Consider the following 18,959-nt stretch of genomic DNA (forward strand, 5'->3'; position numbering starts at 1 on the left):
GTCTGCCAGCGACCCCGTACTACGGTGCTCGCATGCGTGCTGTGGATTGTGTGGGGGCGCTGGTTCGCGACGAGCGACAGCGGGTGTACGTGCAACGGCGTACGGCGCAGCGGCGGTTGCTGCCGGGGATCTGGGACATCGTCGGCGGTCACCTCGAAGCCGGTGAGAGTCCGGAGCAGGCACTGGCGCGCGAGGTCGAGGAGGAGACCGGCTGGCGGGTGCGCTCGATCGACGCGACAGTCGCCGACTGGGAGTGGGAGTACGAAGGCCGGGTACGCCGGGAGGTGGACTACCTCGTCACTGTCGACGGGGACCTCTCGCGGCCTTTGCTGGAAGAGGGCAAGCACGACGCCGGTGCATGGGTCGGACCGGACGACCTCGAGCTCCTGATGGTGAACCGGACCGACGGGGACCGGCGACTGCGGGACATCGTGGCGCACGCCGTACGGACGCGATTCACCGAGCGACTTCGGCTCGTGCCGATCACCGGTCCGGGTGAGGTCCTCCCCGGACATGGAGCGGACCTGGAGCGCCTGCACGCGGATCCGTGGGTCGCGGAGTGGTACGCCGGAAGCTGGTCGCCCGAGGAGGCCATCCACCAGGCCACGGGCTTCCAGGCGCGCTGGGAGGCGAACGGGACCAGCAAGTGGATCGCCTACCGGCGGTCGGACGGTTCGCTGGTCGGGCGCGGCGGGATGGAGCGAATGGCCGCCGACGCCGAGGTCACCGGCAAGATCGCCAGGCTGCTCGACGATCGCGGCACCTGGTCGGCTGATCGGCTGGAGCTGGGCTGGGCGCTGATGAGCTCCGCCCGCGGCGAGGGACTGGCGACCGAGATCGGGCAGGCAGGGTTGACGTACGCCTTCGAGACGCTGGCCGCACGCTCTGTCGTCGCCTTCACCGAGCGGCACAACCTGGCGTCGCGAGCGGTGATGGAACGGCTCGGGATGAAATACGCCGGGGAGATTCGGACCGACGGCCTGGTCGAAGGCCGGCCAGGGATGCACCCCGACGCCCCGTTCGCCGTCTATCTGGCTAGTGCCGGCTGAGGCCCGCGACGAAGCGGGTGAGGAGGACGGCGAACCTCTCCTGGTCGGTTTCCGGCCAATCGCGCATGGCTGTGGCGAAGCGGCGCCGCCGGTAGCTGTGGACGGTCTCGAGGCGTTCGCGCCCGGCCTCGGTGAGCACGAGATTGGTACGGCGGCCGTCCTGCTGGTCGGCTTCGCGGCGGACCAGACCCGCGCCGACGGCGGCCGCGACCAGTTTGCTGGCCCGCGGCTGGTCGACGCCGAGCGCCTCCGCGACGCCGTTCACCCCGATCGGCTCCTCGCCCGCGGCCTCGACGGCGTCGATCACCTGCTGGGCCGAGACGTCCTGGACGCCGGCCTCGCGCGCGAAGACCCGCCGGGTCTGGCGCTGGCGGATCTCGACCATCGCGGCCTCGACCGCCGCGACAGGGTCGACCATGAACCCTCCCAGGTATATGCTCAATGACATGCATATGTCAGATGACATCAAGCCTATCGGATGGTGGCTGAAGGAAGTGGACCGGCTGCTCGAGGCGTCCTTCGAGCAGGTCCTCGCGGCCGACGGGGTGAACCGGCGCCAGTGGCAGGTCCTCAACGCCGCCCGGGGCGACGAGCCGATCGCGGTCGCGCTCGCCCCGTTCCTGGCCGGCGACCCGGCCGGCCTGGCGGCGTACACCGAGCCGCTGGTCGCCCGCGGCTGGCTCGACGGCGAGGAACTCACACCGGCAGGCCGGGTGGCGCTCGCGGCGCTGGCCGAGAAGGTGCAGGTCCAGCGCCGGCGGCTCACGAACGGCATCGTCGACACCGAGTACCTGCAGACGGTCGACGTACTGCGCCGGATGGCGGCGAACCTCGACCCGGATAACTCCGCTGTGTGACCGCCCAGGCGCGGCGGTCACACAGCAGAGTCGGCCACCTCGGAGTGCGGCTCGTGGTGAGGTGTCACGAGCCACTGGCCCCGCCCGGCCCGAGGTGTCGGCCAGGAGGTGGTTGGAACGGCTGGGCAGCGGCGATACAGGGACTCAGCCGCTTGCCCAGCCGGGCTGTGGGCGGTGCGGTCCGGAGCTGAGGAGAGCTCCGGACCGCACCTCGGGTTTCGTCCGGGGGCTGAGGAGTGCCCCCGGACCTTCGGTACCACTCCTGGACGTGAGGAGACCCCAGGAGCGTCTGCCGGGTCTGAGGAGGACCCGGCGGGCTCAGTTGTCCGCGTGTTCCTGCGGCCCGAGGATGTCGTTGGTGACGCGGAGACCGGCGAAACGGCGCCGCATCGCCTGCTCGTAGCGGGCCGCCAGCGGTGCTTCGGCGACGTATTGCGCGATCACGTGCTCGCCGAACCAGACCCGCACCCGGCGGCGGTGTTGCCTCGACGTCATCTCCGCGATTGCCACTACTTCTCACCCCGTAACTCTCAGGCCTTGCAACCAGTTGGACTTACTGGTTGTCATGGCAGTAATGGTGCACAGACCGACCGTGACCGCTCTAGGACCTGGACCGGACCTTTGCCGGACCTCTCCCGGACCTCTGGCGGACAAAGCCGGTCTGCACCTTGTCGTGGGGCATTCAGTCGAGACAACGTCTGATCTGACGTGAACGGGAGGAACGATGGCGGGTAGGTATACGCCAAAGACGGTCCTGGCGCACCTGATCCAGCGCCGGAACCAGACCTACTCCGAGATCGTCGCCGAGTTCGTCGAGCTGGGTGGAACCATCACCGAGCGGCACCTGCGGCGCCTCGCATCGGGCGAGCGCGCAGGGACCACTCCACAGACCCGGCGCACCCTGCAACGCATGTTCGGCAAGCCGGTCGAGGAGCTCCTCGCCCCGTACGTCCCCGAGCAGGCCGGCCAGGTGGTGCCGGTGACTGCGGCAGGTGGACGGATCACGACAGGTAATGAGATGGAGGTACTCGACATGGCTGCCAGCCGTGCGCGGGCTTTCGCCCTCGCGGCCCAGACCGGTCTCGGAAGCGAGGCCATGGAGCAGGTGTACGACGACGTGCGACACGTCGCGAAGGCCTATCCACAGCGCCCGCTGCCCGAGATCCTCGGCCAGCTGGTCGAGACCCAGGACCTGGTCTTCGCGTTGCTGGAGAGCCGGCAGCGTCCCGAGCACCTGCGGCAGCTGTACTTCCTCGGCGGCGTCACCGGCGGTCTGCTCGCCAAGGCGTCGCACGACCTCGGCAACCCGCACGCGGCCCTGACCCAGGCCCGTACGGCGTTCCTCTGCGCCGACAACGCCGACCACCACGGCCTCCGTGCCTGGGTGCGCGGGCTGCAGTCGCTGGTGTCCTACTGGGCCGGCAACCCGCACGACTCGGTCCGGTACGCCCAGCTGGGCGCCGGCTACGCCGAGCAGGCCAACAGCACCACCAGCGTCTGGCTCCCGGTCAGCGAGGCCCGGGCCTGGGCCGCCCTCGGCAACGCCGACGCCACCCGCGCCGCGCTGGAGCGCGCGGAGAACGCCTGGTCCACAGTCGTCGAAGGCGACGACCTGGACGAGATGGGCGGCCTGTGCACCTTCGGCCGCAACCGTCAGCTGTACTACGCGGCCGACGCGCTCGCATGGCTGCCGGGCGAGCGGGAGACCGCCGAGCGGTACTCCCACCAGGCCGTCGACGCCTACACCGACCAGTCGCACCCCGAGTGGGCCTTCGGCGACGCCGCCGGCAGCCACGCCGCCATGGCCATCACCCGGATCGCGAACGGTGAACTCGACGGTGCCGCCGACGCGATCGCCCCGGTCCTCGGTCTCCCGACCGAGCGCCGGATCAACGGTGTCGTGCACTCCGCCCGCCGGGTGCACCAGGCGCTGCGTCAGTCCGGCCGGGCCGACGACGCCCGGGACCTGCAGGAAGAGATCGAGCTGTTCACCCGGACCCCGATGCAGACCTACCCGCGGTAAACCGGTCGAGGACTAGCATCCCGCCATGGATCCGCTCACCGGCGATGCTGTCCGCCTGCGTGATTTCAGGCCGGATGACCTCGAGGACCTGCTCGCCATCACCGGTGACGACCGGGTGACGAACTGGATGTCGTTCGACAGCCACACCCGCGCGGACGCCCAGCGGCTGCTCGACGGCTGCATCGCCAACGCCACCGTGGAGCCGCGCACCATCTACGGACTGGCGGTCGCCCGGCCGGACGACGACCGGGTGATCGGCTTCGCCCGATTGGCGTTCAGTGGGGTCCAAGCGGCCAAGCTCGGCTACATGATCGCGGCCGACCACTGGGGGCACGGCTACGCCACCGACGCGGCCCGCACCACGCTCCGGTTCGCCTTCGGCCCGCTGGCCCTGCACCGCGTCACCGCCGCGATCGGCCCGGAGAACTCCGCCTCGATCGCGGTCGTGAAGCACCTCGGCTTTACCTACGAGGGCCACCTCCGCGACCACGTCTTCACGAACGGCGGCTGGCGCGACTCGCTGCTGTTCTCCCTGCTCAGTACCGAGACCGCAGCGTTGACTCCGCGCTGAGCCGCCGGCCGTTCATCCGGCGAACACCTTCGTGTCATGCGCCTGCTCGACAGTGCCTTGACACGTGCTTGTCAGCACAAGGAAGGTGTTCCGCCATGACGTCTGAGCAGCAGGTGCCCGAGTGGGCCGATCCGGCCGTTCCCGAGGAAGCGCTGGATCCGCAGGGCTTGTCGCGACGTGGGTTGATCCGCCGGGCCGGGTTGCTGGGAGCCGGGTTCGCGGCGGCCGGCGTACTGGGTGCCGAGGAGCCGGCCGCGGCGGCGAGCGGTTCGCCATACGGGGATGGGCCTGAACTGGTTTATCTGGTCGGGGATCACCATGTGCACAGCCGGTACAGCCACGACGCGAAGTACGACTTCAGCCAGTTGGCGTTGCGGGGGTCGCAGTTCGGGCTGGACTGGATGGCGTTCACCGAGCACAGCAACTTCGGGCACGCCGACAAAGGCGCGCAGGCGGAGAACGCCGAGGTGCTCAAGGCGCGGGCGGAGAACCCGCGGATGCTCGTGTTCCAGGGGCTGGAGTGGTACATCCCGGCGGCCGAGCACGGGACGGTTCTGGTCGCGCCCGGTGCGAACAACGTGGCCCTGCTGCAGCAGTTCGAGCGCGAGTACGACGGCAAGCTCACCGGGCGCTCCGCGAGTACACCGGAGAACGAGCAGCACGCGGTGAAGGCGCTGGCCTGGCTGGCGGAGCAGAAGCGGACCGGGTTCGTCGACGACCTGCTGGTGTTCGCCAACCACCCGATGCGGCTGGGGATCGACTCACCGCACGAACTGCGGGCCTGGCGCGACAGCGGGGTCTGCATCGGCATGGAGGGCGCTCCTGGTTCCCAGGGCGACGCGGATCCGGCGTGGTGCGCGTTCCGCGGTACTACGACCAACCAGCGCGGCGAGTACACCAACAGTCCCAGCGACGCGAGCTGGCCCGGGTACCCGGTCGACGCTTACCGCACGTACGGCGGCTTCGACTGGGCCACTGCGACTGTGGGCGGGCTGTGGGACTCCTTGCTCGCCGAGGGGCGGTTGTTCTCGATCACCTCGAACAGCGACAACCATCGGACCATCTGGGACACCTGGAAGGACGGGGAGTTCCCACCCGGCCAAAACTTCGACTCGCTCGGCTGGAAGCCGTCGCCGACCGACGCCGGGACGCCGCAGGCCGGGAGCGACTTCTGGCCGGGGCAGTTCAGCCGGACCCACGTCGGGGTCACCCGGTACGGCTACCTGGACGTCATGGCCGGACTGCGAGCCGGACGGGTCTGGGTGGACCACGGCCAACTGGTCGACGGCATCGACGTACGGGTGTCTCCTGCCGGCTCCAGGCAGCGTGGTGTCACCCTGGGCGGCCGCCTGAAGGTTCACCGCCACGAGCGGCTCGAACTGCGAGTCACGGTGACGAGCGCGACCCGGCCGAACTTCCACGGCGTACTGCCGCGGTTGGCCCACCTTGACGTCATCCGCGGCATCGTGACCGGTACTGCGAAGGACCGCGACAGCTGGAAGGCTCCGGACACCCGGGTGGTCGAGCAACTCGACGTACACGGCAAGACCGGTAGCTACACGCTGCGGATCCCACTGGGCCGGGCAGAGCAGTCGCACTACCTGCGGCTCAGAGGCAGTGACGGCAAGCGGAACGGGCCTGGGTACCTAGGGAGTCACGTCGACCCGGCCGGACCGATCCAGCACCCGCCGGCCGACGGCGATCCCTGGTCGGACACCTGGCTCTACACGAATCCCGTCTTCGTGGACGTCGTCCGTTGACCATGATCGAGGGTTTGGAGTGGTGGGGAGACTGGTCGTATGGCCATCACTACACCGCTGAACATGCTGGACCCTGTGCGGGACGGCCTGGCCCGGATGATCCTGACGAAGGTGGCCGGGCCGGATCCGTGGGCCGAGCGAAACCGGGTGCACAGCACTCCGGGTCCTAGGTGGTTCGCTCCGGACCGGCCGATCCGGCGCGTGCACGGCGACGCCTCGATGTTCGCCGGTGGCCTGCGCGCGCTACTGCTGCAGTCGCTGCACCCGATGGCGATGGCGGCGGTCTCGGCGCACTCCGGCTATCGCGGTGATCCCTGGGGCAGACTGCAGCGCACCAGCTACTTCCTGGCCATCACCACGTACGGCGCTGCGCAGGACGCCGAGGAGGCCGTCGCTCGAGTCAAGGCGGTGCACGAGCGAGTGCGTGGGACCAGTCCGGACGGGACTCGCTACCGCGCGTCGGACCCACACCTGCTCAAGTGGGTGCACGTGGCAGAGGTGGACAGCTTCCTCGCGGCACACCAGCGGTACGGCGCTTCGCCGCTGGACGCTGCCGAGCGAGACGCGTACGTCGAAGACACTGCGATCGTGGCCGAGGCTCTGGGCGTCGTGGATCCGCCTAGGACCGAGGCGGAGCTGCAGGAGACGCTGAAGTCGTATCGGCCCGAGTTGCGGGGTACTACGGAGGCACGAGCGGCAGCACGGTTCATCCTGGTTCACCCGCCAGTGCCCTTGGCCGCCCGTCCGGCGTACGGGGTGTTGACCGCGGCGGCGGTCGGATTGCTGCCGTGGTGGAGCCGTCGGCCGCTGCGGTTGCCGTACCTGCCGCTGGCGGAGAGCACGATGGTCCGGGTGGCCGGTGACGGCCTGACGCGCACGATCCGGTGGGCACTCGCCTCGCCGACGCTCACGCCGGAGTCTGTGGCCGCCGATACCCGGTAGTTTTCTCCCATGCCGAAGCGCCCGCACCGCCCGCTGCCCTTGGGTACGCCGGCGGGCGTCGAGGTGCTGACCAAGATTCTGACCCAGGGACCGATTCCGCGGGTCCAGATCGCCCGGCGGACCGGACTGTCCCAGGCCGCGGTGACCAAGGCCGTCGCACCGTTGGTCGAGGCCGGCTTCGTGACGGACCACCCGGCCGAAACCGAGGACGGCACCGAGGTCCGGGCCGAGCTCGGCATCGGCCGGCCGGTGAGTCCGCTGACGGTGGTCCCGGACAGCATCTCGGTGATCGGGTTGAAGGTGACGCCGACCGACCTGATCGGCGTGACGACGGACTTCAAGGCCGGGATCCGCGCGGTCCGGCACCAGCAACTGGCGGACAAGTCGCCGGATTCCGTGCTCGAGCGGCTTGCGGAGCTCGCGACCGAGTTGATGGCGACGCTGCACGACAAGACCGATCCGGCCGGTCCGCTGATCGGCGTGGGCGTCGCGGTGTCCGGTGACGTGGACGCAGTGCACGGCGTGGTCCGGGATTCGCCGTTCATGGGCTGGCGGGATGTGCCCGTGGCGGCCCTGCTCGGCGAGAAGCTGAAGGTGCCGGTGATCGTGTCGAACGACGTCCGGGCCCTGACCGTGGCCGAGCACTGGTTCGGGGTCGGCGTCGACGCGGACTCGTTCGCGGTGGTGACGATCGGCTCCGGTGTCGGCTGTGGGCTCTACATCAACGGCGAAGTCGTGTCGGGCGCGCACGGCGTCTCCGGCGAACTCGGGCACCTGCCGCTCGCGCCGGGCGACCTGGTCTGCACCTGCGGCCGGCGTGGCTGCGTGGAGACGGTCGCTTCGTCGGACGCGATCCTGGCCCGCATCCGGGAGACGACCGGTCGGCCGGAGCTGGACCTGGCCGGTGCGATCGAGCTCGCGCACGAAGGCGATGCCCACGCGCGGGAAGCCTTCGACCGGGCCGGCGAGGTGATCGGCTCGGCGCTGGCCGCCATGGTGAACCTGGTCGGCCCGCAGCTCGTCGTGATCGCCGGCGAAGGCGTCGCGGACTACGACCTGTACGACCAGCGGATGCGGCAGGCCTTCGCCGAGCACGCTTTCGGCGCCGCAGGAGATTGCACGCTGATGCTTCGTTCGCACACCTTCGACGACTGGGCCCGCGGCGCGGCCGCCACGGTGATCCGCTCGTACGTCCGCGGCGAACCCCCTTTACACCGTTGACCGGCAGCCCGGTCGCGGATCGATCGCATAGAGTGAGCCCAGACCTCAGTTGAGTTGGAAGGTTTGTTCGCGATGACAGACATGGGTGTGCCGGAGCAAGAGATTCCGGGGGTCGATCCGACCAAGCCGAGTATCGCGCGGACGTATGACTATCTGCTGGGTGGCAAGGACAACTTCGCCGTCGACCGGGCGCTCGGGGACAAGTTCATCAACGATCTGCCCGGGTCGCGGGTGATCGCCTTCGACAACCGCGGTGCGCTGATCCGTGCGGTGCGCGAGATCGTCACCAGTGGGGTCAAGCAGTTCATCGACCTCGGCAGTGGGTTGCCCACGGCGGACAACGTCCACCAGATCGCGCAGGGGCACCGGCCCGAGGCCAAGGTCGTGTACGTCGACATCGATCCCGTCGTGCTGAGCCACGGCCGCGCGCTGCTGGCCGAGAACGACTTCACCACCGTGATCGAGGGCGACCTGCGGGACTCGGAGAAGATCTACCAGAACCCCGACCTGCAGGCGCTGATCGACTTCGACCAGCCGGTCGCGATCATCCTCAGCGCGATCCTGCACCACGTGAACGACGACGAGGACCCGGCCGGGCTGGTCCAGTTCTGGGTCGACCGGATCCCCTCGGGCAGTTATGTGTTCATCAGCCACTTCCGCAGCGAGGACGATCCGCGGAGCGCGGAGATGCAGCAACTGCTGCAAGGGTCGCTGGGGCGTGGGCGGTGGCGAACCGACGACGAGTTGCGGGCGCTGTTCGGCAAGGAGCTGCAGATCCTGCCGCCCGGGCTGGTGCCGACGGCCGAATGGCGGCCCGTCACCGAGCCCGACGAGCTGACGGACTGGCAACGCCTGATCGCCGCCGCCCTCGCCATCAAGCCCTAGCCACCGCGGTCGTAGTACAGGCCTGAGCGCCCTTCCGACCCTGTGGGCTGGAAGGGCGGCTCGTGGCCGGGTCAGCTGCGAGCGGCCGCCAGGATCTTGCGCCAGACCTTGCGGTAGGACTCCAGGCCGTCCTCGGCGAGTGGTCCGGTCGGGCCGGCGGTGATCGAGACCCGCTCCGGGATGGTGCCCCAGACCGGGATCTCCTCCGCGGCGTACTGCTGCATAGTCTCCTGGTAGGCCCGCGTGTAGGTCCGTGCCGAGCAAATCACCAGCCCGACCGGGACCTCCTTCGGGACCAGGTCCAGCACGGCACGGACTCGGGGCGTCTCGACACCGCCGACGCGGGTCGGGATGATGACGATCCGGGCCCGTTCGAGCGCCTTGTTCAGCAGCCGTTCGTGCGACGGGGGCATGTCGACGACGCCGATGCCCTCGGGCGGCACCTTGTCCAGTGCCTTGGTCAGGAGGCGCTCGGTCGGCGCCTCGGCGATCTCGATCCTGGCCAGGTGGTCGTCGTCGGAATCCGCGATCCAGTCGGCAGCGCTGCCTTGTGGATCGGCGTCGACCAGGGTGGCGGTGCGACGGTTGGAAGATGCCAGCGCGGCCAAGTACACCGACGTGGTTGTCTTGCCGACCCCGCCCTTCAGTGCAGCTGTCACGATGATCATGGAACTGACGCTACCCGGTCTTGTCCGATTTCCGGCGTGTCGTCGGCGTTGCCCGGACGCGTCGTGATAGTTGCCGCTGGCCCCCGCGCTACTTTCCGAGCCAGGCGTCGACCTTCGAGCGGTTCGCCTCGACCCACTTCTGGGCGGCCGCGTCCGGGCTCAGCTTGTCCTCGGCGATGTACTTGGCGACCTGGTTCTGGTCGTCGTTGGTCCAGCTGAAGTTCTTCACCAGGTCGTACGCCGGGCTGCCGGAGTCGGCGAACTTCTTCGAGACGATCTTGTCCAGCGCGTACGCCGGGTAGTCGCAGGCGACCTTCTCCGGTACGGCGTCGCAGCCGGCCTTGTACGGCGGCAGGTTCACCTTGACCAGCTTGAGCTCGTTGAAGAACCACTGCGGCTCGTAGAAGTACCCGATCACCGGCTTCTTGTTCTTCTCCGCGTCGCGGAAGGCCTGGATCAGCGCGGTCTCGCTGCCGGCGTACACGACCTTGTAGTCCAGCTTGAGGTTCTTCACCAGCGCCTCGTCGTTGGTGACGAACGACGGGTCGCCGTCCAGCAACTGGCCCTTGCCGCCGGACTCCGACGTCTTGAACATCGCGGCGTTCTTGTTCAGCGTCTTCCAGTCGGTCAGCTCCGGGTGCGCGGCCGCGAGCCACGGCGGCAGGTACCAGCCGATGACGCCCTTGTTGCCGGTCAGGCCCGCCTCGACGGCGACCTTCTGGTCGGTGATGTACTTCTTCTTCAGGTCCTCGTGACCCCAGTTCTCCAGGTTCACGTCGATCTCGCCGGTGCTGAAGCCCTGCCAGGCGATCTCTTCCTTGAGGTTCTTCTTCACCACCTTGCAGCCGAGGTCCTTGGTCGCCACGTAGGCGACGACGGCCGCGTTCGCCTCGTACCCGACCCACGGGCTCACCGTCAGGTTGACGGTGCCGCAGGCCTTGCCGCTCGCGGCCGGCTTCTGCGCGTCGCCGACCTTCGCACCCCCACACGCGGTCAGCGCGAGCGCGAGCGCGGTCAGCACACCGGCCGAGCGCAGCAGCTTGTTCGTCACCACAGGTTGTCTCCTCATAATTTTCAGCTGAACTTCCTGGTACGGCGGGCCGCGGCCTGCGTGATCCGGTCGAGCATGACACCGAGCAGCACGATCGCCAGCCCGGCCGCCAGACCCTTGCCGTAGAGCTCACTCTGCGCGAAGCCGGCGGCCACGTCGTACCCGAGTGCGCCCGCGCCGACCAGGCCGCCGACGACGACCATGGACAGCACGTAGATCAGGCCCTGGTTGACCGCCAGGGTGATCGCCCGCCGGGCGACCGGCAGTTGCACCTTACTGATCACCTGCCAGCTGCTGGAGCCGACCGAGTTGGCCGCCTCGACCGTCGCGACCGGGACGGCCCGGATGCCATCGGCAACGATCTTGGTGGTGACCGGTACGGCGAACACCACCGCGGCCGCGATCGCGGTGAACCGGCTGGTGCCGAACAGCGCGAGGAACGGAACGAGGTACACGAACGGCGGCATCGTCTGCCCCGCGTCGAGCACGGGTCGCAACCAACTGTCGGCCCGCTGGTTCCGCCCGGTCCACACGCCGAGGACGATGCCCACAGCAACCACTACGACGGTCGCCAGCAGCGTGGAGGCGAGCGTGACCATGCCGTCGTGCCAGACGCCGGTCGCGACCAGCAGGCCAAGACAGACAGCAGCCGGTACCGCGCTGCGCCAACTCCCGAGCACCGCGGCCAGCGCCACGATGACCACGGTGACAAGCCACCACGGCGACTCTGTGAGCAAGGCTTCCAGCGGATTGAGGAGCCCCTCGGTGACAGCGTCGCGTACGCCGTACGTGAACCCACCGAACACGTCCTGGCCCCAGGTCGTCACGTCTGTCGCAGTCACCGCGATCCGCGAGCCGACACCGACGTCAGTGGGGAACTCGGCGGCCCATACGTAAGTCCGGGAGAACCACACCGCCACCAGCACGGCAAGACCGCCAGCGGCGAGCAGCACGCGGCGGCGCACGCTCGCAGTACGCCATGGTCGGTCACCGGCCGCGGTGGTCACGCGGTCGAGCACGATCGCGATCACGACGATCGCGAGACCGGCGTTGAACGCTACGCCGACGTCGAGGGTCTGCAGCGCCTTCAGGACGGTCTGCCCGAGACCGGGCGCATCGATCAGCGCGGCCACCGTGACCATCGACAGGGCGGCCATGATCGTCTGGTTGATCCCGACGACGACCGTGCTGCGCGACATCGGCAGCAGCACTTTGAACAGGGTCTGCCCACCGGTGGAGCCGAGCGAGCGAGCGGCCTCGACGCTCTCGGCGGGTACCGAACGGATCGCGTGCGCGGTCAGCCGGACGACCGGCGGCGCCGCGTAGATCAGGGTCGCGATGGTCGCCGCCGCCGGGCCGATCGCGAAGAACAGGGTCAGCGGTGCGAGGTACACGAACGTCGGGAGCGTCTGCATCAGGTCGAGGATCAGCGTGGCGACCTTGAACGCACGGTTCGACAGGCCGGCCCAGATCCCGAGCGGGATACCGACCAGCAGCGAGAGCGCGACGGCCGCGATCGTGAGCGAGAGCGTGTCCATGCTCTCCTGCCACAACCCCTGCAGCCCGACGAAGGTGAGCCCGGCGGCTGCGAGCACAGCGACCTTCCAGTTACCGAAGGCCCACGCCAGGTACGCCGCGATGGCCACCACGCCGAGCCAGCCGACCACCGGCACGGGGCGTCCGTACGCCGGTTGGGACAGCACGTTCTGCAAGAGGACGACCAGGTGGTCGACCGCGATCCGGATCGCGTCGAAGAAGGCATTGCCGCGGCCCAGGAAGTCCCGGTGCTCGGTCAGCCAGCGGTGCAGTGCGGTGGTCTCCTGGCCGCCGATCGTGAGCGTGTCGACCCCGCTCAGCACGAACCAGGCCGCCACCCAGCCGACCACCAGGACGCCGGCGATGACCGTACGGCGTGGTTTGCGGACCCGGATCTCGACCGAGCCGGTGATGGAGGCCATCTCAGCCGTCTTGGGGGCGCGACGCGGACGGGTCCGGATCCGCCACGACGGCCAGGATCGCCTCGTCGTCGATGACGCCGAGGAGCTGGCCTTCGGCAACGACCTTGACCGGGCGGTCGGACTCCAGCACCAGCCGGGTCGCCTCACGGACCAGTACGTCGGGACCGAGCTCGGGGCCGTCCAACTGCTCGTCCGGCCGCGGCTGCCGGACGATCCAGCGCAGCGTGAGGATGTCGGCCCGCGGCACGTCGCGGACGAACTCGCGGACGTAGTCGTCGGCCGGCGCCCCGACCAGCTCGTCGCCGGTGCCGAGCTGGACCGCGGCGCCGTCACGCATCAACAGGATGCGGTCGCCGAGCTTGAGCGCCTCGGACAGGTCGTGGGTGATGAACACCATCGTCTTGCCGACCTCGCGGTGCAGCCGGGCGACCTCGGTCTGCATCTCGCGCCGGATCAGCGGGTCGAGCGCGGAGAACGGCTCGTCGAACAGCAGGACGTCGGGGTCGTTGGCGAGCGCGCGGGCCAGGCCGACCCGCTGCTGCATGCCGCCCGACAACTGCTCGGGGTACAGCTGCTCGTTGCCGGCCAGACCGACGAGGTCGATCACCTCCTGCGCCCGGCGGCGGCGGTCGGGCTTGCTCTCGCCGCGCACCTCCAGCCCGTAGGAGACGTTGTCGATCACCTTGCGGTGCGGCAGTAGGCCGAAGTGCTGGAACACCATCGAGAACTTGCTCCGCCGCAGCGTCCGGAGCCGCTTCTCGTCGGCGGCCCGGAGATCCTCGCCCTCGAAGTAGATGCTGCCCGCGGTCGGCTCGATCAGCCGGGTCAGGCAGCGGACCAGCGTCGACTTGCCGGACCCCGACAGGCCCATGACGACGAAGACCTCACCGGGGGCGACGTCGAAGCTGAGGTCGCGGACGGCCGCCGTACAGCCGGTCTGCTGGTAGAGGTCCTTGCGGTCCAGGCGCGCGAGGTCGGGACGTCGCGGTACGCGGTCCGCCTTCGGCCCGAACACCTTCCACAGGTCCTGGATCGAGAGCAGCGCGTCCGACGCCAATGGATCGGGGTACTCGAGCTGAGCGGTCACAATGGTTCACCCTCGCATCCCGGCCACCGGGTTCGTCGTGAACCGCGACTTTATCGAAGCCCCGGCTCCCCAGCGCCGCCGCGGGTGTCTGACCCTTCAACCTTTACCCGCACCAAACACCAGCACACGCCGGTCACGAGGGCTGGTACGGCGGAGCCTCGCCCCAGCCCCACCTCGGGACCGGAGCCTGTGGTGGTGGGGTCGCGCCCGGCTGGGAGTTGGCCAGGGCGATGCGGGTGCCCCACTCGATGTAGGCGACAAACGCCGACCGGAACTCGGGATCGTCCGGCAGGCCGGCTGGGTCGGCGCTGGCGGCGATCAGCGCTGCCCAGCGAGCGCGTTGCTCCTCGGTCAGGCCGAGATTCAGGTGGTGGGACAGCATCGCGGGATAGCCGCCGAGCTCGTCGGTGTACGTCTTGGGACCGCCGAACACCTCGCCCAGCCAGATCGCCACGTGCTCGCGGTGCTTGTCGCTCATGTGCGCGAACACCGACGCGAGCAGCGGATCCTCCAGCACCCTGTCGTAGAACACCTCGGTCAGCCGCCTGAGCGCTTCCACCCCACCGGCCCACTCGTACACCGTCGGTGTCGTCATCTCACCCTCCCGTCTGATTGCAGTGTAAGCATGTAATCAGACCCTGAGGTTCATCAAGGCTCTGGCGATCGCGACCTGAGCCGGCTCGACCCCGCGTTCGCCGTCCTCGAGGTCCCAGAGCACGTTCTGCAGGATCCGCCCGAGCGTCCAGCCGATCGCCCGGTCGCGGTCCAGGCCGGCCACGTCGACCATCAGGTCGAACCGTCGCCGGATCGCCTTCGCCAGGTCGCCGGTCGCGACGAGGTCGTCCCAGCGGTTGTTCAGCGCCGGGAACAGCTCGAAGCACGGGTTGCCCGCGAGCGGCTTCGGGTCGATCACCAGCCACGGTTCCCGCTGGGCGGCCATCACGTTGTCGTAGTGGAGATCCCAGTGGAGCAGCCGATCACCGGACTCGCCTACCAATTCGGCCAGCCGGGCAGCGCACCGGCGTACGAGGTTCTGCTCGTCTCGGTCAGCCAGTCGCGGGATCTGCCCGGGCGCCTCGTCCAGCATCGCGGCGGTGAGGTCTTCGAGCTTCCGGAGCGCAGGAGGAGCCTGTACTGCGCTGAGCCGGGTCAGCAGCTCTGCCAGGAGCTGGGTGGCCTCCTGGTCGTCTGGGACGTCGCTGAGCATCCTCGGCTGCAGGCGCTCGAGCAGGATGGTGCCGGTGGCCGGGTCATCTTCCAGGACCAGTACTACGCCGTCGCCGTCCCAGGTGCGCAGAGCGAGTGCCTCGCCGGCGTTCTCGTCGTTGAGCGGTTGGAGCTTGAGCATCGCGGCAGTGGCGTCTCGGCGGCGCACGGGGAGCACCAGCGAGCCGGCGCCGTACAGGGGTTCGCCGTCGAGTTGCAGTGACCACTGGTCGAGGTAGCCGGTGGTCAGCTCCGGCAACGCGTCCAACCAGTGCTTGGCGTCTTCCTCATGGAGCTCTCGGAGACCCGCCGGTACTACGAACTCGCGCAACTGGTCTCCTTTGCTCACGGCCGGGCACTCCGACAGTAGGTGGTCGGGCAACCGTGTGCTTGGGTTTTCCCGTGAGTTCCCCCGAGGCGGCCGACGCGGCCCATGCAGTAGCCCGGCAACACCGTCGCGCGCAAGCATTGGTGAGCGTGGTCTATCTCGGTTTGCCGCTGGCGTTCCTGGTGGTGACCGTGGTGATCGCGGTGACTCGGTCGCCCTTCGACTGGCCTGCCGTGGTGTTCCCGACGCTGCTGCTGGCGCTGGGCTGGTTCCTGCGAAGGCGGCAGCGGTACCAGGTCGGGCGGTGGACCACGGTCGGCGCCTGGTTCGGTGGGCTGGCCGTGCTGTACGTCGGGTTCTTCTCGCTGGTGTTCGACGTTCGGTGGCTGGCTGCGGCCATCCTGCCCGCTGCGCTGGTCTGCGCGTTCTTGGGTGCGCTTCTCGGACGTGCTGGTCAGCGCGCGCTCATGGTGCCGCTGCGGCCTGAGCTCGCCGGCACGCAGTACGAGCTGGTTCTGCCGTTGCGCGGAGTGCTGCTGACCACGCTGGAGATCGGTACCTCGAGCGTGACTGTGCGGGCACGGTTTTTCGGTAATCCGCCGGGCGGGCGCGAGGCTGCGCGGCGTACCTATGAGCTGTCGGAGGTAACCGGAGTCTTCGCCGCCTCTCTCAGCGGCTCCGAGCGGCTGAAGTTCCCGATTGCGCTGCCGGTCAAGGTCGTTGGCTCGGCGGGACCGGCGCTGATCCTGCAGGCCCGTGGCGAGGACTGGGTCCTGCCCCTCGGCGCCGCCGACGCCGTCGCCGACTTCCTCAACGGCCGAGTCAGCGCAGCAAAGCCGACGCCCTGACCGAGGCTCAACCTGTGCGCTGGTCCGTCCAGCGCATGGCAAGGGCGAAGCCGAGATCGTCGTACTCGGCACCCGGAAAGACGAGTCGCAGCTCGAACCACGCGTCCCGGAGTCCGATCCGGGTAGAGATCGCACACGTTGTCGACCAGGGCGACCGTGCCGCCGGGGCGGACCAGCGATTTCAGTTGCTCGAGACCGGCCCGGTAGTTCGGCACGTGGTGCATCATCGTGTGGCTGTAGACCAGGTCGAACCCGTCGTCGTCGACCTCGAACAGATCGGCCACCCGGTACTCCGTGTTCGCCCGCGCCCGCCTCGCCCGGGCGATGTCGATCGCCCGCTCGCCGCGGACCCCCAGCCCTGCCACCCACCCGAAGTTCTGCTCGGGCTTCAACCCGACGAACCGGTCGTAGCCGGCGGCGAACCGATCGAACGACTGTGCATCAACCATCATGCGAGTACGACGTCCTCCGGCGCCCGACGGTTGGACCGGGATCGGCCTCCAGTCCGTCGGGGTGGCGTTCTGGAGTCAGGCGCCGGCGGCTTCGCGTTCCTTGCGGGAGATCTCGGCCTTCTCGGCCTGCCAGCCGTCCTCGTTCTTGCCGAGGCGCCAGTAGCCGGAGATCGAGACGCGGTCGCGGGGCAGACCGCGATCGGTGTGCAGGTGGCGGCGGAGCTGGGTGACGAAACCGGCTTCGCCGTGGACGAAGACGTGGACGTCGTCGGAGCGGAACTCGAGCTCCTCGACCGCACGAACCAGGTTCTCGCCGCGGGTGCCGGTGCGATGGAACCAGGTCAGGTCGACCTCGCCGGGGCCGTCGAGCTTCTGCTCCTCGGTCTCGTCCTCGACCTCGACGAAGACCTTCGCCTTCGCACCGGGCGCGAGTTGCTCGATCGCGGCACCGATCGCCGGCAGCGCGCTCTCGTCGCCGACCAGCAGGTGCCACTCGGCGTCGGGGTTCGGCGCGTACCCGCCGCCCGGACCGTTGAACCAGAGCTTGTCACCGGGCTGAGCGCCGGCAGCCCACGGCCCCGCGATCCCCTCGTCGCCGTGATAGACGAAGTCGATCGTCAGCTCACGCGCGGCCTCGTCCCAGTTCCGGACGGTGTAGGTGCGCATCGTCGGCCATTGCTCGGCCGGGAACTGCTCGCGGACCACGCCCATGTCGAGCGGTTCCGGATAGGTCACGCCGGGCTTGGGGAAGAGCAGTTTGACGTAGTGGTCGGTGGTCCCGTTGTCGACGAACTCGTCGCAGCTCAGCACCAGCCGGATCATGTGCGGAGTGATCCGCTCGCTCCGGCGGACGACCGCCAGCTTCGCGCGGCGGTTACGGGGTGCGGGGTTGCTCACGCGACCACGGTCCTCTCAAGACTTCAGGCGGAATGTTAGGCATACCTAACTAGGCTAACCGACAAGCTGAAATCACTCGCTACCCCGGCGGGATGCGATCGCCTGCTTTCAGCAGCAGCCGTCGTCGCAGGTGGTCGCCGTGCCGTCCGTGGTGGGCGCGCAGCACCCTTCGCCGCGCCAGGCCTGGACACCCTCGCGGAGGGCGACGGCCGAGATCACCAGGCCGGCGATCGGATCGGCCCAGTACCAGCCGAGGGTCGCATTGAGCAGCAGGCCGAGGAGAAGCACTGCGGACAGGTAGGTACACAGGAGAGTTTGGGTGCTGTCGGCAACTACCGCGTTGGAGCTCAGCGCCTTGCCGGTACGGCGTTGTGCGTAGGAGAGCAACGGCATCACCACGAGCGAGGCGATCGCCAGGCCGATACCTACCCCCGACGTGTCGGCCTCGCCTCGGCCGAGCAGGGCGCGCACGGATTCCACCGTCACATAGGCGGCGAGACCGAAGAACGACAGCGCGATCAGCCGCAGCGCCCGGCGCTCGCGCGTCTCCGGCAGTGGATGCCGGAACTGCCAGAGGATGATCAGCCCGCTCGCCACCTCCACCACCGAGTCGAGCCCGAACCCGACCAGCGCAACGGATCCCGCGACCGTCCCTGCCGAGATCGCAACGATCGCCTCGATGACGTTGTAGGTAACGCTCGCACCGGCCAGCAGCTGCGCTCGTCGCCCCAGCTTCTTGCGCCGCTCCTCCGCTTCGACCGGCTCTCCAGCGACCGGGAGCATTCGCAGCTCGATGGGACGCGCCGCGCGGTCCGGCTCGCTCATCGACAGTCGCCTTCCGCGTCAGGCCGGCAGCAGGCGGGGTCGACGGCCAGTACGACGTGCAGCAGCTCGGCGAGCGCCGTACCGAGGCTTGCGTCTGCCAGCTCGTAGCGGGTACGCCGGCCTTCTGGCTCCGCGACGACGAGACCGCAGCCTCGCAGGCAGGCGAGGTGGTTCGACAGGGACTGCCGGCTGACACCGATGCGCTCGGCCAACTCCGCCGGGTAGCTCGGCCCCTCGTGCAGCACGAGCATCACCTGCGTGCGGGTGGGATCCGACAGCGCATGCCCGAACCGGGCCAGCACCTCACTCCTGCTCACGATCGTGTCCACGC

At 69.0% G+C, this 18,959-nt stretch carries 20 protein-coding genes and 1 pseudogene; 9 read left to right on the forward strand and 12 right to left on the reverse strand.

The genetic code is table 11. The features are described from left to right. Positions 1 to 32 precede the first annotated feature (32 nt). A complete protein-coding gene (locus EV138_RS16375; RefSeq protein WP_133979786.1) occupies positions 33 to 1,049 on the forward strand; it encodes a GNAT family N-acetyltransferase in 1,017 nt (338 codons plus the stop codon). Here the strand turns inward: EV138_RS16375 and EV138_RS16380 are convergent. Then, a complete protein-coding gene (locus EV138_RS16380; protein WP_133979787.1) occupies positions 1,036 to 1,467 on the reverse strand; it encodes a MarR family winged helix-turn-helix transcriptional regulator in 432 nt (143 codons plus the stop codon). The genes EV138_RS16375 and EV138_RS16380 overlap by 14 nt on opposite strands. 28 nt (positions 1,468 to 1,495) lie before the next feature. Between EV138_RS16380 and EV138_RS16385 the strand changes: the two genes are divergently transcribed. After that, entirely contained in the window at positions 1,496 to 1,906 is a 411-nt protein-coding gene (locus EV138_RS16385) for a MarR family winged helix-turn-helix transcriptional regulator (RefSeq protein WP_202866737.1), read from the forward strand. Positions 1,907 to 2,224: 318 nt separating this feature from the next. On the opposite strand, the gene EV138_RS16390 is transcribed toward EV138_RS16385, so the two are convergent. Then, the gene (locus tag EV138_RS16390) at positions 2,225 to 2,416 is read right to left on the reverse strand and encodes a hypothetical protein (RefSeq protein WP_112244838.1); all 192 of its coding nucleotides are present in this window, start codon (positions 2,414 to 2,416) and stop codon (positions 2,225 to 2,227) included. A 214-nt stretch (positions 2,417 to 2,630) separates the two neighbouring features. Here EV138_RS16390 and EV138_RS16395 point away from each other — a divergent pair, with 214 nt between their 5' ends. The 6 genes from EV138_RS16395 to EV138_RS16420 all read left to right on the forward strand — a co-directional run bounded on the left by EV138_RS16395 (position 2,631) and on the right by EV138_RS16420 (position 9,308). Continuing rightward, the gene (locus EV138_RS16395; protein WP_112244840.1) at positions 2,631 to 3,929 is read left to right on the forward strand and encodes an NsdA family TPR-like regulatory protein; all 1,299 of its coding nucleotides are present in this window, start codon (positions 2,631 to 2,633) and stop codon (positions 3,927 to 3,929) included. Positions 3,930 to 3,954: 25 nt separating this feature from the next. Next, positions 3,955 to 4,500, forward strand: coding sequence for a GNAT family N-acetyltransferase (locus tag EV138_RS16400; protein WP_133979788.1), 546 nt, complete (start codon positions 3,955 to 3,957; stop codon positions 4,498 to 4,500). 95 nt (positions 4,501 to 4,595) lie between these two features. Then, positions 4,596 to 6,260: a PHP domain-containing protein gene (locus tag EV138_RS16405; protein ID WP_133979789.1), complete on the forward strand. Its 1,665-nt coding sequence runs from the start codon at positions 4,596 to 4,598 to the stop codon at positions 6,258 to 6,260. Between the two features lie 39 nt (positions 6,261 to 6,299). Beyond that, positions 6,300 to 7,202 (forward strand): oxygenase MpaB family protein, encoded by a 903-nt coding sequence (locus EV138_RS16410; RefSeq protein WP_133979790.1) that lies wholly within the window; start codon positions 6,300 to 6,302, stop codon positions 7,200 to 7,202. Between the two features lie 9 nt (positions 7,203 to 7,211). Beyond that, entirely contained in the window at positions 7,212 to 8,423 is a 1,212-nt protein-coding gene (locus EV138_RS16415; RefSeq protein WP_133979791.1) for an ROK family transcriptional regulator, read from the forward strand. A 72-nt stretch (positions 8,424 to 8,495) separates the two neighbouring features. Next, positions 8,496 to 9,308, forward strand: coding sequence for an SAM-dependent methyltransferase (locus EV138_RS16420; protein ID WP_238158172.1), 813 nt, complete (start codon positions 8,496 to 8,498; stop codon positions 9,306 to 9,308). 71 nt (positions 9,309 to 9,379) lie between these two features. On the opposite strand, the gene EV138_RS16425 is transcribed toward EV138_RS16420, so the two are convergent. From EV138_RS16425 to EV138_RS16450, 6 genes are all read right to left on the reverse strand, one after another. Next, positions 9,380 to 9,976, reverse strand: coding sequence for a ParA family protein (locus tag EV138_RS16425; RefSeq protein ID WP_133979792.1), 597 nt, complete (start codon positions 9,974 to 9,976; stop codon positions 9,380 to 9,382). An 88-nt stretch (positions 9,977 to 10,064) separates the two neighbouring features. Next, on the reverse strand, positions 10,065 to 11,027 hold the full coding sequence (locus EV138_RS16430; protein WP_202866738.1) for an ABC transporter substrate-binding protein: 963 nt from the start codon (positions 11,025 to 11,027) through the stop codon (positions 10,065 to 10,067). Positions 11,028 to 11,050: 23 nt separating this feature from the next. Further along, positions 11,051 to 12,985 (reverse strand): ABC transporter permease, encoded by a 1,935-nt coding sequence (locus EV138_RS16435; RefSeq protein ID WP_133979794.1) that lies wholly within the window; start codon positions 12,983 to 12,985, stop codon positions 11,051 to 11,053. A 1-nt stretch (position 12,986) separates the two neighbouring features. Continuing rightward, a complete protein-coding gene (locus tag EV138_RS16440; RefSeq protein ID WP_133979795.1) occupies positions 12,987 to 14,072 on the reverse strand; it encodes a quaternary amine ABC transporter ATP-binding protein in 1,086 nt (361 codons plus the stop codon). A gap of 133 nt (positions 14,073 to 14,205) precedes the next feature. Further along, a complete protein-coding gene (locus tag EV138_RS16445) occupies positions 14,206 to 14,667 on the reverse strand; it encodes a group II truncated hemoglobin (protein ID WP_133979796.1) in 462 nt (153 codons plus the stop codon). A gap of 36 nt (positions 14,668 to 14,703) precedes the next feature. Continuing rightward, positions 14,704 to 15,609: an aminoglycoside phosphotransferase family protein gene (locus EV138_RS16450; protein ID WP_439649015.1), complete on the reverse strand. Its 906-nt coding sequence runs from the start codon at positions 15,607 to 15,609 to the stop codon at positions 14,704 to 14,706. A gap of 71 nt (positions 15,610 to 15,680) precedes the next feature. On the opposite strand from EV138_RS16450, the gene EV138_RS38045 reads away from it, so the two are divergent. Next, positions 15,681 to 16,454 (forward strand): cytochrome d ubiquinol oxidase subunit II, encoded by a 774-nt coding sequence (locus EV138_RS38045; protein ID WP_166678453.1) that lies wholly within the window; start codon positions 15,681 to 15,683, stop codon positions 16,452 to 16,454. Positions 16,455 to 16,654: 200 nt separating this feature from the next. Here the strand turns inward: EV138_RS38045 and EV138_RS38595 are convergent. From EV138_RS38595 to EV138_RS16475, 4 genes and pseudogenes are all read right to left on the reverse strand, one after another. Beyond that, positions 16,655 to 16,906 (reverse strand): annotated as a pseudogene (locus EV138_RS38595) (methyltransferase domain-containing protein); the annotation flags it as partial. Positions 16,907 to 16,981: 75 nt separating this feature from the next. Then, a complete protein-coding gene (locus EV138_RS16465) occupies positions 16,982 to 17,803 on the reverse strand; it encodes a siderophore-interacting protein (protein ID WP_133979799.1) in 822 nt (273 codons plus the stop codon). A gap of 108 nt (positions 17,804 to 17,911) precedes the next feature. Beyond that, positions 17,912 to 18,628 carry a cation efflux transmembrane domain-containing protein gene (locus tag EV138_RS16470; RefSeq protein ID WP_166678614.1) on the reverse strand — a complete coding sequence of 239 codons (717 nt, stop codon included), beginning with the start codon at positions 18,626 to 18,628 and terminating at the stop codon, positions 17,912 to 17,914. Further along, positions 18,625 to 18,957: an ArsR/SmtB family transcription factor gene (locus tag EV138_RS16475; protein ID WP_133979800.1), complete on the reverse strand. Its 333-nt coding sequence runs from the start codon at positions 18,955 to 18,957 to the stop codon at positions 18,625 to 18,627. Before EV138_RS16475 ends, EV138_RS16470 begins: the two co-directional genes overlap by 4 nt. Positions 18,958 to 18,959 lie beyond the last annotated feature (2 nt).

The organism is Kribbella voronezhensis (genome assembly GCF_004365175.1).
Lineage (GTDB): Bacteria > Actinomycetota > Actinomycetes > Propionibacteriales > Kribbellaceae > Kribbella > Kribbella voronezhensis.

What these genes read in the sequence shown, in the direction of transcription:
- EV138_RS16375 (WP_133979786.1), top strand. Translation starts at nt 33, where the DNA reads ATGCGTGCTGTGGATTGTGTGGGGGCGCTGGTTCGCGACGAGCGACAG.
- EV138_RS16380 (WP_133979787.1), bottom strand. Translation starts at nt 1,467, where the DNA reads ATGGTCGACCCTGTCGCGGCGGTCGAGGCCGCGATGGTCGAGATCCGC.
- EV138_RS16385 (WP_202866737.1), top strand. Translation starts at nt 1,496, where the DNA reads ATGCATATGTCAGATGACATCAAGCCTATCGGATGGTGGCTGAAGGAA.
- EV138_RS16395 (WP_112244840.1), top strand. Translation starts at nt 2,631, where the DNA reads ATGGCGGGTAGGTATACGCCAAAGACGGTCCTGGCGCACCTGATCCAG.
- EV138_RS16400 (WP_133979788.1), top strand. Translation starts at nt 3,955, where the DNA reads ATGGATCCGCTCACCGGCGATGCTGTCCGCCTGCGTGATTTCAGGCCG.
- EV138_RS16405 (WP_133979789.1), top strand. Translation starts at nt 4,596, where the DNA reads ATGACGTCTGAGCAGCAGGTGCCCGAGTGGGCCGATCCGGCCGTTCCC.
- EV138_RS16410 (WP_133979790.1), top strand. Translation starts at nt 6,300, where the DNA reads ATGGCCATCACTACACCGCTGAACATGCTGGACCCTGTGCGGGACGGC.
- EV138_RS16415 (WP_133979791.1), top strand. Translation starts at nt 7,212, where the DNA reads ATGCCGAAGCGCCCGCACCGCCCGCTGCCCTTGGGTACGCCGGCGGGC.
- EV138_RS16420 (WP_238158172.1), top strand. Translation starts at nt 8,496, where the DNA reads ATGACAGACATGGGTGTGCCGGAGCAAGAGATTCCGGGGGTCGATCCG.
- EV138_RS16425 (WP_133979792.1), bottom strand. Translation starts at nt 9,976, where the DNA reads ATGATCATCGTGACAGCTGCACTGAAGGGCGGGGTCGGCAAGACAACC.
- EV138_RS16435 (WP_133979794.1), bottom strand. Translation starts at nt 12,985, where the DNA reads ATGGCCTCCATCACCGGCTCGGTCGAGATCCGGGTCCGCAAACCACGC.
- EV138_RS16445 (WP_133979796.1), bottom strand. Translation starts at nt 14,667, where the DNA reads ATGACGACACCGACGGTGTACGAGTGGGCCGGTGGGGTGGAAGCGCTC.
- EV138_RS16470 (WP_166678614.1), bottom strand. Translation starts at nt 18,628, where the DNA reads ATGAGCGAGCCGGACCGCGCGGCGCGTCCCATCGAGCTGCGAATGCTC.